The following is a 15,469-nucleotide window of genomic DNA, read 5'->3' on the forward strand; positions in this document are numbered from 1 at the left end:
GTTGACCGACCCCGCTCACCGGCGGCATGATCTGATCTGCCGTTCTACTCCGCCGCACAGCGCCCCGGATTGTTGGGATGGGTGGTCCAATTGGCATACTCCTCCCGCACCACCTCGCCGGTGCGCGGATCGACCATGCCCGCCGCCATCCGCTCCATCGTGATACAGCCTTCGATGGGGCAGACATTGACGCAGAGGTTGCAGGCGACGCATTCGTCGTCCTTGACGGTAAAGACCCGGTCCTCGGACATCGCAATCGCCTGATGGCTGGTATCCTCGCAGGCGGCATAGCAGCGCCCGCATTTGATGCAATCGTCCTGACTGATCTTGGCCTTGGTGATGTAATTGAGGTTCAGGTCCTTCCAGTTGACCACATTGGGCACCGCGCGGCCAACCAATTGCTCGACCGAGGTGAAGCCCTTGTCGTCCATATAATGCGACAGCCCCGAAATCATCTCTTGCACGACCTTGAAACCATAGGTCATCGCCGCCGTGCAGACCTGCACATTGCCCGCGCCCAGCGCCATGAATTCCGCCGCATCGCGCCATGTGGTGACACCGCCGATGCCGCTGATCGGCAGGCCCGCCGTCGCCGGGTCGCGCGCAATCTCGGCCACCATGTTGAGCGCAATGGGTTTCACCGCTGGCCCACAATAGCCACCATGCGCGCCCTGCCCGTCAATCGTGGGCTGCGGTGCAAAAAGGTCGAGATCCACAGAGGTGATCGAATTGATCGTGTTGATCAGGCTGACGGCATCGGCCCCACCGTCCTTGGCGGCCTGCGCCGGTTTTCGGATGTCGGTAATATTCGGCGTCAGCTTGACGATCACCGGCAGGCTTGAGTGCTTCTTGCACCAATGCGCCACCTGCCCCACATATTCCGGCACCTGCCCCACGGCGCTTCCCATGCCGCGCTCGCTCATCCCGTGCGGGCATCCGAAATTCAGCTCCACCCCGTCGCATCCGGTATCCTCGACCCGGTGCAGGATGTCGCGCCAGGCGTCCTCGTTGACCGGCACCATCAGGCTGGCAATCAGCGCGCGATCCGGCCAGTCGCGCTTGACGCGGCGCATCTCTTCGAGGTTCACCTCCAGCGGGCGATCAGTGATCAACTCGATATTGTTGAGCCCCAAAAGCCGACGATCCGCGCCATAAACCACCCCATAGCGCGGGCCATTCACATTGACCACCGGCGGCCCAGCCTCGCCCAAGGTCTTCCACACGACCCCGCCCCAGCCCGCCTCGAAGGCGCGGCGCACGTTGTATTCCTTATCCGTCGGCGGCGCCGAGGCCAGCCAGAACGGGTTCGGCGATGTTATGCCAATGAAAGTGGTCGTAAGATCAGCCATGGCTCAGCCCTCCGCCATCAAGGTTGCGTGGATATCTTCAGCGGCATCGCGCCCTTCGGCCACCGCCGTCACGGTCAGGTCATCGCCCCCCGATGCACAATCGCCCCCCGCCCAGACCCCGGGCAGGGAGGTGCGCCCGAGGCCTGAAACGGCGATCTTGCGCCCGTCGAGCGCGGGCAGATCGGCGCCTTCCAACGTCTGGCCAATCGCCTTGAACACCTGATCTGCGACCAGACGGAACCGCGCGCCCGTGGGCTTGAGATCATCATCGCTATACTCAAACTCCACCTCGCGCACCGCCCCGTTGCCATGCACGGCGATGGGTGTGGCATTGGCCACGATCCGCACCCCCTTGGACGCGGCTAAATCCTGCTCAAAGCGGCTGGCGTTCATCCGGTCGCGCCCGCGCCGATAGACCAGCGTGACATTGAGCGCCCCCAAGAGTTTGGCCTGAACCGAGGCATCAACCGCCGTCATACCCCCGCCGATGACCACTACATCCCGCCCGATGGGCAGATCCGTCAGGTCCTCGGCCTGCCGCAGGTCTGCGATAAAATCCACCGCATCGCGCATCCCCTCACGATCCTCGCCGCTCAGACCCAGCGCATTGACCCCGCCAAGCCCGATCCCGAGGAACACCGCATCGTGACTCTGCTGCAATTCCGCCAGCGTGATCTCCCGCCCAAGGCGCTGCCCCGTAACCAGAGTGATCCCGCCGATCTGCATCAGCCACGCCACCTCTCGTGCGGCAAAGCTGTCGGTGCTCTTATAGGCCGCGATGCCGAATTCATTCAGACCGCCTGCCTTGGCGCGCTCATCATAGAGCGTGACGTCGTGGCCTTTCATCGCCAAACGATGCGCACAGGCCAGACCTGCGGGCCCGGCCCCAACCACTGCCACCCGCCGCCCTGTCGCGGCCGCGCGGGCAAATGGATGCCCGCCCTTTTCCATAAGCGTATCGGTGGCATAGCGCTGCAACCGCCCGATCAGCACCGGCTGGCCCTCGGCCGTCTCGCGCACGCAGGCCTGTTCACAGAGCGTTTCCGTGGGACAGACGCGGGCGCACATGCCGCCCAGAATATTCTGGCTCAGGATCGTCTTGGCCGCCGCCTCGGGAGTGCCAGTAGCGATCTGCCGGATAAAGAGTGGAATGTCGATCGAGGTGGGACAGGCAGTGATGCAGGGCGCATCATGGCAAAAGTAACACCGATCCGCCGCCACCAGCGCCTCGTGATCATCGAGCGGGGGATGCAGATCAGTGAAATTACCCTGCAAAACGGACGAATCAAGGCGGCCTGCGGTAATTCCGGGGGTGAGTTGACGATCTCTCATGGCTGTCTCCGGTCAAGGATGGCTGAGGATCAGTATTCCACGATTTAAAATTTTATCAATTGGTAAAATTTAGAACGGGCAAAAAAGAAACCCCTGACACCGGCGCCGGGCCACGGCGATGAAAATTGCGGCACGACTTGCGCGATGAGACAGCCATGGCTTCTGAATTGGTCTGGGCGTGCCCTGGCCTCGAACACCACGCCGTGCGGCGGGGCCGTGGGCACCTCGTATTGCGCGCATGGGGGCTTTGGGCCAGCAGCAGCACCACGCCAATCCCGGCGCGGCCTCTGACTTTACCGCAATTGCTCGTGTTCAAATCTCCGACGGGCAATCGCCTCGTTGCGGTTGGCCTTTTGCTGATCGACCAGCGCCTTTTCCACATAGTTGAGATGGTCGTTCACCGCCGCTCGCGCCGCCTCGGAATCGCGGGCCTGAATCGCAGCATTGATGGCGCGGTGCTGATCCAGCAGCGCGCCGCGCGTGGTGCGCTGCTTGAACATCACCTGCCGGTTATAAAACACCCCCTCGCGCAGCAATTGGAACATTGAGCGCATCATGTGCAGCATGATGACGTTATGACTGGCTTCGATGATCGCCATGTGAAACTCGGCATCGAGCCGCGCTTCGTCCGACGGATTGGTCTTCTTATGCGCGGCTTCCATCTTGTCCATCACGGTCTGGATCACCTGCAAATCGGTATCAGAGGCCAAACGCGCGGCGCGACTTGCCGCCAGCCCCTCCAGATCGCGGCGAAAGCCGATATAGTCGAACACCGCCTCGTCATGTTCGGCAAAGAGCCGGATCAGCGCATCGGAAAAGGCACTGCCCAGCACATCGGCCACATAGATGCCCGCGCCCGCCCGCGCGCTCAGCAGGCCCTTGTCCTGCAACTCCGCCACCGCCTCACGCAAGGAAGGGCGCGAGACACCCAGCTTCTCGGCCAGATCCCGCTCTGCCGGCAGACGTTCTCCGGGGCGCAAAATGCCTTGAAGAATGAGTTTTTCAATTTGCCGCGTTACGGCAGTCGAAAGCTTTTCGGGGGTGACTTTCTGAAATGGCATGCGCGCGACCTTACTGAATTGGTCATATCATATGACCGCACAGGGGACACAGCAAGCCCGCGCTTTTGTTTTGTCAGGCTGGGGCGCACGACATGCGGCCACAGCGATCAGACCCGGAATTTTGAAAAAATTCCGCTCAAGAAAATTTTAAATTTTCTTTTTCCACCGCCTTATCTTACCGATTTATCGCGCAAAACCCATTCCCCCACCTGCGTGGGAAAGAACGCCTCAACCGCCGCAGTGGCAATCACGAGGGTCTCGCCGCTGCCCGGATCGGTCACATTCTGCCCGCCGTGAACAACCTGAACGCTCGCCCGCCCGCGCGGCAACCCGGATTTCAGCGCTTCGGGATCAACGCGCTCGGGCTCTTGCACACCCACCGTGACCCTGACCTCCATGTCCCGGTGATCGAGCGGAGTATTCAGAAACATCGGGATCGTGGAATGCCGGATCGCATCCTCGATCGCGCGCATGGCAGCTTTTTGGTAATCCATGCCGTGCAGGTCATTACCCATGCCCATCTCGATAATGAAACGTTGCGTGCTCATGCCTTGGCCTCCATGTCGAACGAGACCGAGATGCAGGCATTGGCGATCACCGTGGGCTTGCCCACCGCACGCGGAATATCCAGGCCCCCCTGCCCCACATGCACCGTCACCTGACCATAGGGGAAAATCGCGCGCAACACCTCGACATCCACGTCACCCGGCGCCTGCACCGCAATATCCAGATCGATCAGCATGTCGCCTTTCTCGAACCCGAACAGCTCTGCCAGATTGATCGAATTGTGCCACAGCGCATCGCGCACCGCCCGCGCCGCCGCCTCGGTATAATCCTGACGACGCAGCGAGGTGCCCATGCCGAATTCGGTCAGCAAACGGGTTTTTGCCATGCTCAGAACTCCACCCCGATCTGCGCCTTGATGCCAGAACGGAACGGATGCTTGATCAGCTCCATTTCCGTGACCAGATCGGCAATCTCGATCAGCTCGTCCTTGGCGTTGCGCCCGGTCAATACGACATGGGTCATATGCGGCTTTTCCTCGGCCAGAAACTGCACCACCTCGTTGATGTCCAGATAATCGTAGCGCAGCGCGATGTTGATCTCATCCAGCAGCACCATCTTGTTGCTCTCATCGCGGATCAGCTCTTTGGCCTTGGCCCAGGCGGCTTGTGCCATCTCGGTGTCACGGGTGCGGTCCTGCGTCTCCCAGGTAAAGCCCTCACCCATGGTATGGAACGCGCAGACATCCGAGAATTTCGACAGAATCAGATCGCGCTCGCCGGTGCTCATGCCCCCCTTGATGAACTGCACCACGGCGCAGGGCATGCCATGCGCAATACAGCGAAAGATCATGCCAAACGCCGCCGAGGATTTGCCCTTCCCCTTGCCGGTATGAACGATGATCAAACCTCTCTCATCGGTCTTGGTGGCCATGATCTTGTCGCGGGCAGCCTTCTTCTTGGCCATTTTCATCGCGTGGCGATCGGGATCGTCGGTCATCAGCAGGCTCCTTGGCGGTCACATGAACAGGGACAAGACATAGGGCGCAATGAGGGCGGTTAGCAAGGCATTGAGCCCCATGCCAATCCCGGCGAACGCCCCCGCAGTCTGATTTACCTGAAAGGCGCGCGCGGTGCCGATCCCATGCGCGGTCACGCCCACGGCAAAGCCGCGCGCGCGCCAATCCCGGATGCGCAGCGCATTCATCAACGGCGTGACGATCACCGCACCGGTGATCCCTGTCAGGATCACGAGGCCGGCCGTCAGCGTGGGCAGGCCGCCCAATTGCTCGGAAATGCCGATCGCCACTGGGGCCGTGGCCGATTTGGGCGCGAGCGAGGCCAGTTGCGCCCCCGTCACCCCCAACGCCCGCGCAATCCAGAGCGCCGAGGCGATGGCCGTGACAGAACCCACGATCAGCGCGCCCAGCATCGGGATCATGGCGCGGCGGACATGGTGCAGATTGGCATAGAGCGGCCCGGCCAGCGCCACCGTCGCAGGCCCCAGCAGAAAATGCACAAATTGCGCCCCCTCGAAATAGGTCGCATAGGGCGTCCCCGTCAGCCAGAGCACCGCCCCCAGCAACAGCATCGCCACCAGCACCGGATTGACCAGCGGGCTGCCGTGGCTGGCACGAAACGCCGCATCCCCGATCAGATAGGCGACCAGCGTAGCGGTCAGCCACAAGAGTGGCTCTTCGCTGAGATAGGACCAGATTTCGGGCAGCGGGGTCATTCTTGGGCCTCGCGGGCACCCGTAAGCCGGGCAAGCGCCACAAAGGTCACCGCCCCCGCCGTCAGCGCCAGCGCCGTGCTCAGCACCAGCGCCGCCAGCAGCGCGGGGCCAGTCTGACCCAAGGCTTCGGCATGGCTGATCACCCCCACGCCAGCAGGCACAAAAAGCAAGGACAGATGCGCCAGAATGCCCTTGGTCGTATCCTGCATGCGCGTGGCCAGCGTGGGCCGCACAATGAACCCCACCAAGAGCAGGGCCATACCAATCACCGGCCCCGGCATGGGCAAGGATAACGCCCGCGAGAGCGCCTCACCGGCAAGTTGACAACTGAGGATGAGCGCGAGGTTGAATATCATCGCTATAGCCTTCCCAAAAAGCGTGTGCCGATGATAGAACGAACCGCTGCGTGACAAAAGAGCGGGCCTGCGCGCCGGATGCTCGGGCCAACCGACGGATCTCAGATCCGGTTCAGAACCAGCGACAGCCAGAGCGCAAAGGTACTGATCCGACTCTGACGATACAGGTCCAGACGCCGCAACCGCGCCAACCGGGCGGGCAGCGGGCCCCGGCGCATGGCTGCGAACTCTGCCAGAATTTCACGGTTCTGTGGTGTCAGATAGGGCTCAAGCCGCGACAAGGCCGCGATATTGACCTCGTTCCAGTCCCGAAAATGACCCTGCAACAATTGTCGTATCCGCCTCAGACGGGCCAGCCGCGTATCATTAGAGCCGATCTGATTCACATCATGCTGACGATAGAGCAGCGAGGGCGCATCGTCATGCACGACACTGCCCCCGGCCCCGGTCACAAGCTGATAGACCCACCAATCATGCACCACGACGCGCTCGACCTTCTGCGCGGCCTCCTCGACCAAACGCGCGGCGGCGGGATTGAGCAGGATCGTATTGCCCGACGCGACATTCTGCACCAGTGCGTTGCGAAACGACGGGGGGCGCGGCCGCGCCGCCGACAGGCGCCGATTGCCAAGAGCGGTATCCGTGATCCACGTCCGGCTGCAATAGAGCGCCGGATGCGCGTCATCATAGTCTGCGAGCGCCGCAATCCCGCGCGACAGCTTATCCGGCAACCAGACATCATCCTGATCACTAAACGCCAGCCAATGCCCCGCCCCTGCCACCTCCGGCGCACGCCGGATGAGCGACAGGAAATTCGCGGCCGGTCCCTTGCGCGGCCCGCTCAGGCACCGGGCCGGATACCGCTGGGAAAACTCGGCCAATATCTGCGGACTGCCATCGTCAGAGCCGTCATCGCTGGCCATGACAAGCCAGTTGCGATGATCCTGCGCGGCAATGCTCTGCAACTGTTCAGACAGATATGCGCTGCCGTTGTAGACTGCCAACAGGATTGCGACTTGTGGCGACTGCGGCCCATTCATGCCTCAGACCTTGGACCGACTGCCGTGCAGAAGCCGCTTCAGATAGGCACCATATTCGGTTTTCTTGAACAACTCGCTGCGGTGTTCGAGCGCCTCTGCATCGATCCACCCCTTGCCAAAGGCGATTTCCTCAGGGCAACCGACCTGCTGCCCCTGTCGCTGCTCCAGCGTGCGCACAAAATTTCCCGCATCCAGCAGGCTGGCATGGGTGCCGGTATCCAGCCACGCATAGCCACGCCCCATCATCTCGACCGAGAGCAGGCCTTCGGACAGATACATGTCCAACAGCGAAGTGATCTCCAGCTCTCCGCGCGCCGAGGGCTGGACCTCACGCGCGCGCTGCGGCGCATCGCCGTCAAGGAAATAGAGCCCCGTCACGGCAAAGTCTGATTTCGGCTCTTCGGGCTTTTCCACGATCGACACGGCGCGACCGTCCTTGTCGAACTCGACCACGCCATAGCGTTCCGGGTCAGCCACCCGGTAGCCAAAGACCGTGCCACCCTTCTCCTGCCGCGCGGCTCTTTCCAATTGCTCGGGCAAACCGTGGCCGTAAAATATGTTATCTCCCAACACCAGCGCCGACGCCTGCCCGTCCAGAAACGCCTCGGTCAATAGATAGGCCTGCGCCAGCCCGTCCGGCGAGGGCTGCATGACATAGCTGAATGACAGCCCCCATTGGCTGCCATCGCCCAACAGCCGCTCAAACTGCACCTGATCCTGCGGGGTGGTGATAATGGCAATCTCACGGATGCCCGCCAGCATCAGCGCCGTCAGCGGATAGTAAATCATCGGCTTGTCATAGACCGGCAAGAGCTGTTTGCTCAGCCCCATGGTGATCGGATAGAGCCGCGTGCCCGATCCCCCCGCCAATACGATGCCTTTGCGTGCCGTGGTCATGTTTGCTCCAGTTCTTTGAGAACGCGGGACACCCCCGCTCGCCAATCGGCCCGCTCGATCCCGAACTCCGATTTCAGCGTATCGCAATCGAGCCGCGAATTTTTCGGGCGGGCGGCAGGCGTCGGATAGGCCGTCGTGGGAATACCCGCAACCGTGGTCGCCCGGCCCGCACGCGCAAATATTTCACGCGCGAATTCGGCCCAGCTCACATCCGGCGCGCCGCTGAAATGATAGAGCCCGCCGGCGTGGCCTTGGACCATCGCCCGTCCCATCGTCAAAAGCGCTGACGCGATATCCGCCGCAGGCGTCGGCCCACCAATCTGATCCTCGACCACCGTCAGCGCGTCACGGGTGTCCGACAGGCGCAACATGGTTTTCACAAAATTATTGCCATGCGCGGAAAACACCCAAGAGGTGCGCAGGATCGCGCTTTGACCGCCCGCGGCGCGCACCGCCACCTCACCCGCCAGCTTGGAACGGCCATAGGCGTTGCAGGGCGCGACCGGGTCCGACGGCGCACGCGCGGTCGTGCCACTGCCATCAAACACATAATCGGTCGAGACATGGCAGAACGGAATGCCCAGTTCCGCACAGGCCCGCGCCATCGCGCCGGGTGCTTCTCCATTGATCACCGTTGCCAGCGCCTCTTCCTCTTCAGCGCGGTCCACGGCGGTATAGGCGGCGGCATTGATCACCAGATCAGGAGCGCTGTCGCGGATCGCAACCCCGCAGCTCTCAGGCCGGGACAGATCGGCCTCGGCCCGCCCCAGAGCGATCACCGGGGCCAACGCCCGCAGTTCGGTCGCCACTTGGCCTGTGCTGCCGAATACAAGGATCTTCATACCGCCATCCTTCTTGCCGCTACCGCCCTTGGACGGGGGCGTTCCTCAGGCCGTGCCCAGCCGCTTGCCCACACCCTCGCGCGCCTCAAGGGCCCGCCACCAGCTTTCGTTCTCCAGATACCAAACCACGGTCCGCCGCAGCCCCTCTTCGACCGTCACCGACGGCCGCCATCCCAACTCCTCCCGGATGCGGGACGGGTCAATGGCATAGCGCGCGTCATGTCCCGGACGATCAGCGACATAGGTGATCTGCGAAGCATAGGACGCCCCATCGCTGCGCGTACGCAACGCGTCCAAAATGGTACACAATGTACGCACCATGTCCAGATTGCTCAGCTCATTCTCGCCGCCGATATTATAGGAGCGCCCCACCTCTCCATGCTCCAGCACCCTCAACAGCGCCTCGGCGTGGTCCTCGACATAGAGCCAGTCCCGCACATTCGAGCCATCACCATAAATCGGCAGGGGTTTGCCCGCCAAAGCATTGAGAATCATCACCGGAATGAGCTTTTCAGGAAAGTGGAACGGCCCGTAATTATTGGAACAATTGGTGATCAGCACCGGCAGACCGTATGTCTCATGCCAAGCCCGCACGAGATGATCCGACGCCGCCTTAGAGGCCGAATAGGGGCTGCGCGGATCATAGGGTGTGTCTTCGGTGAACTTGACCGAAGGATCAGCGGGCAAAGAGCCGTAAACCTCGTCGGTGGAGATATGCTGAAACCGAAAACTATCTGTTTTTCCAATGGCTTGCCAATATGCGCGGGCGGCCTCAAGCAGGTTGTAGGTGCCCGTGATATTGGTCTCGACAAAGGTGCCCGGCCCGTCAATGGAACGATCGACATGGCTCTCGGCGGCCAGATGCATCACCGCGTCGGGCGCATATTGGCTGAACACCCTGTCCAGCGCGGCGCGGTCCCGAATGTCGGCATGCACAAATGTATAGAGCGGACTCTGCGCCACACTCGCCACGTTTTCCAGACAGGCGGCATAGGTCAGCGCATCAAGATTGATCACCTCATGCCCCTGCGCCACCGCCAACCGCACCACAGCCGACCCGATAAACCCGGCCCCTCCTGTAACCAACAACCTCACGCGGCACCGCCATAGACAAAGGGGCTGACGAAATCACGCAACAGCGGCGCGGCCGCATCCTTGTCGCTCAGCACCGCCACCCCCGGCGCGACGCCCCAGTCAATTCCGATATCGGGATCGTCGAACCGCACCGCGCCGTCACAGTCGGGCGCATAATAATCCGAGCATTTATAGATGATCTCGGTCATCGGCTCTCGGGTTATGAACCCATGCAAAAATCCTTCGGGAACAAGAAGTTGCCGACCATTCTCGAAACTCAGGTCAACCCCGACCCACTGTCCATAGGTCGGACTTCCAAGCCGAATATCAACCGCGACATCAAATAATGCTCCACGCCCACAACGCACCAGCTTGGCCTGTGCATGCGGCGGCGATTGAAAATGCAGCCCCCGGACCGTGCCCACCTGTTCCGAGAGCGAATGATTGTCTTGCACGAAATCGATGTCGATCCCGGCCTCAGCCAAACGCCGACGGTTCCAGCTTTCGCTAAAGAACCCACGCGGATCACCGTGGCGTGCAGGTGCAAGAATGACAACGCCGGATAAAGAAGTCTGCTCAATGCGCATCGTACTCGTATTGCCTCGTCTTGAATGGGCCCGGTGCCCGGTGCCTCAAATATCTTTCGCCTTGTGACAAATCCCGGCGTTTTTTTCCAGAGACAATGTTTGGCCTTAATAGCGCACCGACATCTTGCCGCGCTCAGGCAAGGCCCCTCTCGGGTGTCAAAAGCCTCCGAAACATCGCGTCCAGATGCACCATTGCCTCCGCATGCACATCGCGCGCGCCCATCAGCACGCCAACCTGCGCCTCGAAATCCGCATAATGCTGGGTCGTGGCCCAGATCGAAAAGAGCAGGTGACGGGGATCGACCGGCGCAAGCCTGCCCTGCGCGATCCACCCCTCAATCAGCGCCGCCGTCTGATCCACCAACGGTTTCAGCACGCTTTCCAGATCCGGCCCCATACGCGGCGCACCTTGCAGGATTTCATTGGCAAAAAGGCGGCTCTCGCGCGGCAGGTCGCGCGACATGTCCAGTTTACGGCGCACATAGGTCAGGATTTCCTCAAGCGGATCCCCTTCAGGATCAATCGCGTGCAAGGGGGCGAGCCACGCCTCCAGCAGTTGATTAAGCAGCGTCACATGGATCTCCTCTTTTCCCTCGAAATAATAGAGGATATTGGGTTTGCTCAGCCCCGCCTCAGCCGCGATCTGATCCAGCGTCGTGCCACGATACCCATGCGCCGAGAACACCTCGAGCGCAGCCTCCAGAATCAGCTTGCGGTTGCGCAACTGGATGCGGCTGGGCTTGCGACTGGCCTGCACGGCAGGGGCTTGTGGCATCCTTATCCTTTCTCTTGGAGGGCGCGTTTTTTGATCACCCCGGCCTCCAGCTTAGCCAGATCGGCGCTCTCACCCAAGACGAATCTTGACAGCGCCCATGCCCCACGCAATCGTAAGTTTACCAAATGGTAAAAAAGCGAGCAAGCACATGTCGGCACCTGGCGAAAACCTCAAGATCAACAGCGAACGGCTCTGGGACAGCCTTATGGAGATGGCGCAGATCGGGCCAGGTATCGCGGGCGGCAACAACCGCCAGACCCTGACCGATGCAGACGCCAAAGGGCGCGTGCTGTTTCAAACATGGTGCGAGACAGCGGGCCTCAGCATGGGGGTGGACGAGATGGGCAATATGTTTGCCCGGCGTGAGGGCACGGACCCAGAGGCGCTCCCGGTCTATATCGGCAGCCATCTGGATACACAGCCCACGGGCGGCAAATATGACGGCGTGCTGGGTGTGCTGGCAGGGCTGGAAATCATCCGTACCCTCAACGATCTTGATATCAAAACGCGCCATCCCATCGTCATCACCAACTGGACCAATGAGGAGGGCACGCGCTTTGCCCCCGCGATGCTGGCCTCGGGCGTTTTTGCAGGCGTGCTTGAGCGGGATTGGGCCTACGACCGGGTCGATGCACAAGGCAAACGCTTTGGCGACGAGTTGGAGCGGATCGGCTGGAAAGGCCCGGAAAAGGTGGGCGCGCGCCAGATGCACGCCTTCTTCGAACTGCATATCGAACAGGGGCCAATTTTGGAGGCCGAGGCCAAGCAAATCGGCGTCGTGACCCACGGGCAGGGCCTGCGCTGGATCGAATGCACCGTGACCGGCAAAGGGAGCCACACCGGCTCGACCCCCATGTACATGCGCCGCAACGCAGGTCGGGCTCTGGCGCGGGTGACGGAACTGGTGCATGAAATTGCCCTGCAATATCAACCCAATGCAGTGGGCGCGATTGGCCATATCGACGTTTATCCCAACAGCCGCAACATTATTCCGGAAAAGGTGGTGTTCACCGTCGATTTCCGCTCCCATGTGCTCGACACGTTGGAGGCGATGGTCGAGGAACTGCTCGAAACCGCCCCCGGCCTCTGCGCCGATGTGGGGGTGAAATTCTCCTCCGAGATGGCTGGTTCCTTTGACCCGCCCGCCTTTGACGAGGCCCTCGTCGCCCGCGTGCGCGACGCCGCCGACCGGCTGGGCTATAGCCATATGAACATCGTCTCAGGCGCCGGCCACGATGCCTGTTGGATCAACAAGGTTTACCCCACCACAATGGTCATGTGCCCCTGCAAGGACGGGCTCAGCCACAATGAAGCCGAAGAAATCACCCCTGACTGGGCCCGCGCGGGCGCGGATGTGCTCTTGCACGCGGTGTTGGAAACGGCGGAGGTGGTGGAATGATTGGGGGCCAGCCCCCAAACCCCCGAGGTATTTTTGGCCAGATGAACGCCCGCACGACAGACAGACAGACAGACAGGGAGAAAATCCATGACCACCAAAGTCATCAAGAACGGCACTGTCGTCACCGCCGATCGCACATGGAAGGCCGATGTGCTGATCGAGGGCGAGACGATCAAACAGATCGGTGAGGATCTGAAGGGCGACACCACCATCGACGCAACCGACGCCTATGTGATCCCCGGCGGCATCGACCCGCACACCCACCTGGAAATGCCATTTATGGGTACCACCGCGGCCGAAACATTCGAGACCGGCACATGGGCGGCGGCCTGTGGCGGCACCACGATGCTGGTGGATTTCTGCCTGCCCGGTGCCGACGGCAGCATCAAAAACGCCATCAACGAATGGCACCGCAAATCCGCGCCGCAGATTTGCAGCGACATCGGCTATCACATGGCGATCACCGGCTGGAATGAGAACGTGTTTTCCGAAATGGAAGACGCGGTGAACATGGGCGTCAACTCGTTCAAGCATTTCATGGCCTATAAAGGCGCGCTGATGATCGAGGATGATGAGATGTTCGCCTCGTTTAAGCGCTGCGCCGAACTCGGCGCGCTACCGATGGTGCATGCCGAAAACGGCGATCTGGTCGCCGAGATGCAGCAGAAATATTTCGATCAGGGCATCACCGGCCCCGAGGGCCACGCCTATTCCCGCCCCCCCGAATTCGAGGGCGAGGCCGCTAATCGCGCCATCTGCATCGCGGATGCGGCAGGGGTGCCGCTCTATATCGTGCATGTCTCTTGTGAACAGGCGCACGAGGCGATCCGGCGCGCACGGCAAAAGGGCATGCGCGTTTACGGCGAGCCGCTGGTGCAATTCCTGACGCTCGACGAGTCTGAGTATTTCAACAAGGATTGGGACCACGCCGCGCGCCGCGTGATGTCGCCACCCTTCCGGTCCAAGGATCATCAGAACAGCCTCTGGGCAGGGTTGCAGGCCGGATCGTTGCAAGTGGTCGCCACCGATCACGCGGCCTTTTCCACCGCACAGAAACGCGCCGGGCGGCATGATTTCCGCATCATCCCCAACGGCTCTAACGGGCTCGAGGAACGTTTGGCGGTGCTCTGGACGCATGGCGTGGAAACCGGACGGCTCACGCTGAATGAATTCGTCGCCGTGACCTCCTCCAACGTCGCCAAGATCCTGAACATCTACCCAAAAAAGGGCGCGATTGTTGAGGGCGCCGATGCCGATATCGTGGTCTGGGACCCCAAGATCACCAAGACGATCAGCGCCTCCAACCACCATTCCATCCTCGATTACAACGTCTTCGAGGGGTTCGAGGTCAAGGCGCAACCGCGCTATACCCTCAGCCGCGGCGAGGTGATCTGGGCCTGGGGTCAGAATTCGCAGCCGCAGCCAGGGCGGGGCCGCTTCGTGCCGCGCCCGGCCTTCCCCTCTGCGCATCAGGCGCTCAGCAAATGGAAGGCACTCACCGCCCCCAAGATGATCCAGCGCGACCCGCTGAATATCCCGGCGGGGATCTGAAAATCCGGCGCGCGCGGCAGAGATCGCCGGGCGCGCCTCTTGACAAGAACGGGCCAGCCGGGCGCAGTAGCCCTCGAGCCAGCAGGGGGTAGGGTTTGAGCAGCAATACAGTCATCAGCGCGCGCAACCTGTCGCTGACCTTTCAGACCGGCGATGGGCCGGTGCATGCGCTCAAGGACGTGAGCCTTGAGGTCACCAAGGGCGATTTCGTGAGCTTCATCGGTCCCTCGGGCTGTGGAAAGACCACCTTTCTGCGCTGCATGGCGGATCTCGAACATCCCACCGGGGGCAACATGAGCGTGAACGGTGTCAGCGCCGAAGCGGCGCGCAAAGCGCGCGCCTATGGTTATGTGTTTCAGGCGGCCGGACTCTATCCATGGCGCACCATCGGCGGCAATATCCGCCTGCCGCTCGAAATCATGGGTTACGATCGCATGGATCAGGACGCACGGGTGAAACGGGTGCTGGACCTTGTGGATCTGGCGGGTTTCGAGCGGAAATTCCCATGGCAACTTTCGGGTGGCATGCAGCAACGCGCCAGCATCGCCCGCGCTCTGGCGTTTGACGCCGATCTTTTGTTGATGGACGAACCCTTTGGCGCGCTTGACGAAATTGTACGCGACCACCTCAACGAGCAGCTCTTGCAGCTCTGGAAGCGAACAAACAAGACAATCTGTTTCGTCACCCACTCGATCCCCGAAGCGGTTTATCTCAGCACCAAGATCGTGGTCATGTCGCCGCGCCCCGGCCGCATCACCGATGTGATCGAGAGCCCCCTGCCCCATGATCGCCCGCTCGACATCCGCGAAACGCCGGAGTTCCTTGCAATCGCCCATCGTGTCCGCGAGGGACTGCGCGCGGGGCATGGCGATGCGGTCTGAGGCAACCCGCCTGCAAAGCGCCCCCTCCCGTCTGACAGGGAGAGGGACTTTCACCGTTCACGGTCATCGGCTCTCCAGCCTGTACCG

17 protein-coding genes are annotated in these 15,469 nt (G+C 61.5%); 3 read left to right on the forward strand and 14 right to left on the reverse strand.

Annotated features, from left to right (window positions below; all coding sequences use genetic code 11):
- Positions 1 to 44: 44 nt before the first annotated feature.
- From preA to ACN0SW_RS03115, 14 genes are all read right to left on the reverse strand, one after another.
- The gene (gene preA / locus ACN0SW_RS03050; protein ID WP_417726426.1) at positions 45 to 1,349 is read right to left on the reverse strand and encodes an NAD-dependent dihydropyrimidine dehydrogenase subunit PreA; all 1,305 of its coding nucleotides are present in this window, start codon (positions 1,347 to 1,349) and stop codon (positions 45 to 47) included.
- Positions 1,350 to 1,352: 3 nt separating this feature from the next.
- On the reverse strand, positions 1,353 to 2,681 hold the full coding sequence (locus tag ACN0SW_RS03055; RefSeq protein ID WP_417726427.1) for an NAD(P)-dependent oxidoreductase: 1,329 nt from the start codon (positions 2,679 to 2,681) through the stop codon (positions 1,353 to 1,355).
- 293 nt (positions 2,682 to 2,974) lie between these two features.
- Positions 2,975 to 3,742: an FCD domain-containing protein gene (locus ACN0SW_RS03060; protein WP_417726428.1), complete on the reverse strand. Its 768-nt coding sequence runs from the start codon at positions 3,740 to 3,742 to the stop codon at positions 2,975 to 2,977.
- Positions 3,743 to 3,912: 170 nt separating this feature from the next.
- The gene (locus tag ACN0SW_RS03065; RefSeq protein WP_417726429.1) at positions 3,913 to 4,290 is read right to left on the reverse strand and encodes a Lin0512 family protein; all 378 of its coding nucleotides are present in this window, start codon (positions 4,288 to 4,290) and stop codon (positions 3,913 to 3,915) included.
- Positions 4,287 to 4,634, reverse strand: a complete 348-nt coding sequence (locus tag ACN0SW_RS03070; RefSeq protein WP_417726430.1) for a Lin0512 family protein — start codon at positions 4,632 to 4,634, stop codon at positions 4,287 to 4,289. Before ACN0SW_RS03070 ends, ACN0SW_RS03065 begins: the two co-directional genes overlap by 4 nt.
- A gap of 2 nt (positions 4,635 to 4,636) precedes the next feature.
- The gene (gene cobO / locus ACN0SW_RS03075) at positions 4,637 to 5,245 is read right to left on the reverse strand and encodes a cob(I)yrinic acid a,c-diamide adenosyltransferase (RefSeq protein WP_417726431.1); all 609 of its coding nucleotides are present in this window, start codon (positions 5,243 to 5,245) and stop codon (positions 4,637 to 4,639) included.
- Between the two features lie 18 nt (positions 5,246 to 5,263).
- On the reverse strand, positions 5,264 to 5,980 hold the full coding sequence (locus ACN0SW_RS03080) for an LrgB family protein (protein ID WP_417726432.1): 717 nt from the start codon (positions 5,978 to 5,980) through the stop codon (positions 5,264 to 5,266).
- Positions 5,977 to 6,336: a CidA/LrgA family protein gene (locus tag ACN0SW_RS03085; RefSeq protein ID WP_417726433.1), complete on the reverse strand. Its 360-nt coding sequence runs from the start codon at positions 6,334 to 6,336 to the stop codon at positions 5,977 to 5,979. Before ACN0SW_RS03085 ends, ACN0SW_RS03080 begins: the two co-directional genes overlap by 4 nt.
- Before the next feature lie 101 nt (positions 6,337 to 6,437).
- Entirely contained in the window at positions 6,438 to 7,376 is a 939-nt protein-coding gene (locus ACN0SW_RS03090) for a glycosyltransferase family 2 protein (RefSeq protein ID WP_417726434.1), read from the reverse strand.
- Positions 7,377 to 7,379: 3 nt separating this feature from the next.
- Positions 7,380 to 8,273 carry a glucose-1-phosphate thymidylyltransferase RfbA gene (gene rfbA, locus ACN0SW_RS03095; protein ID WP_417726435.1) on the reverse strand — a complete coding sequence of 298 codons (894 nt, stop codon included), beginning with the start codon at positions 8,271 to 8,273 and terminating at the stop codon, positions 7,380 to 7,382.
- Complete coding sequence (gene rfbD / locus ACN0SW_RS03100; RefSeq protein WP_417726436.1) at positions 8,270 to 9,115, reverse strand: dTDP-4-dehydrorhamnose reductase; 846 nt, start codon at positions 9,113 to 9,115, stop codon at positions 8,270 to 8,272. The genes rfbA and rfbD overlap by 4 nt, the downstream gene beginning before the upstream one ends.
- Positions 9,116 to 9,160: 45 nt before the next feature.
- Complete coding sequence (gene rfbB, locus ACN0SW_RS03105) at positions 9,161 to 10,210, reverse strand: dTDP-glucose 4,6-dehydratase (protein WP_417726437.1); 1,050 nt, start codon at positions 10,208 to 10,210, stop codon at positions 9,161 to 9,163.
- Entirely contained in the window at positions 10,207 to 10,776 is a 570-nt protein-coding gene (gene rfbC, locus ACN0SW_RS03110) for a dTDP-4-dehydrorhamnose 3,5-epimerase (RefSeq protein ID WP_417726438.1), read from the reverse strand. Before rfbC ends, rfbB begins: the two co-directional genes overlap by 4 nt.
- Positions 10,777 to 10,909: 133 nt before the next feature.
- The gene (locus ACN0SW_RS03115) at positions 10,910 to 11,551 is read right to left on the reverse strand and encodes a TetR family transcriptional regulator C-terminal domain-containing protein (RefSeq protein ID WP_417726439.1); all 642 of its coding nucleotides are present in this window, start codon (positions 11,549 to 11,551) and stop codon (positions 10,910 to 10,912) included.
- A 148-nt stretch (positions 11,552 to 11,699) separates the two neighbouring features.
- Between ACN0SW_RS03115 and ACN0SW_RS03120 the strand changes: the two genes are divergently transcribed.
- From ACN0SW_RS03120 to ACN0SW_RS03130, 3 genes are all read left to right on the forward strand, one after another.
- Positions 11,700 to 12,950: a Zn-dependent hydrolase gene (locus tag ACN0SW_RS03120; protein WP_417726440.1), complete on the forward strand. Its 1,251-nt coding sequence runs from the start codon at positions 11,700 to 11,702 to the stop codon at positions 12,948 to 12,950.
- An 87-nt stretch (positions 12,951 to 13,037) separates the two neighbouring features.
- Positions 13,038 to 14,501, forward strand: a complete 1,464-nt coding sequence (gene hydA, locus ACN0SW_RS03125) for a dihydropyrimidinase (RefSeq protein WP_417726441.1) — start codon at positions 13,038 to 13,040, stop codon at positions 14,499 to 14,501.
- Between the two features lie 95 nt (positions 14,502 to 14,596).
- On the forward strand, positions 14,597 to 15,382 hold the full coding sequence (locus tag ACN0SW_RS03130; protein ID WP_417726442.1) for an ABC transporter ATP-binding protein: 786 nt from the start codon (positions 14,597 to 14,599) through the stop codon (positions 15,380 to 15,382).
- Positions 15,383 to 15,469: the final 87 nt, after the last annotated feature.

Origin of the sequence: Roseovarius sp. (assembly GCF_048262375.1) — a bacterium.
Classification (GTDB): domain Bacteria; phylum Pseudomonadota; class Alphaproteobacteria; order Rhodobacterales; family Rhodobacteraceae; genus Roseovarius.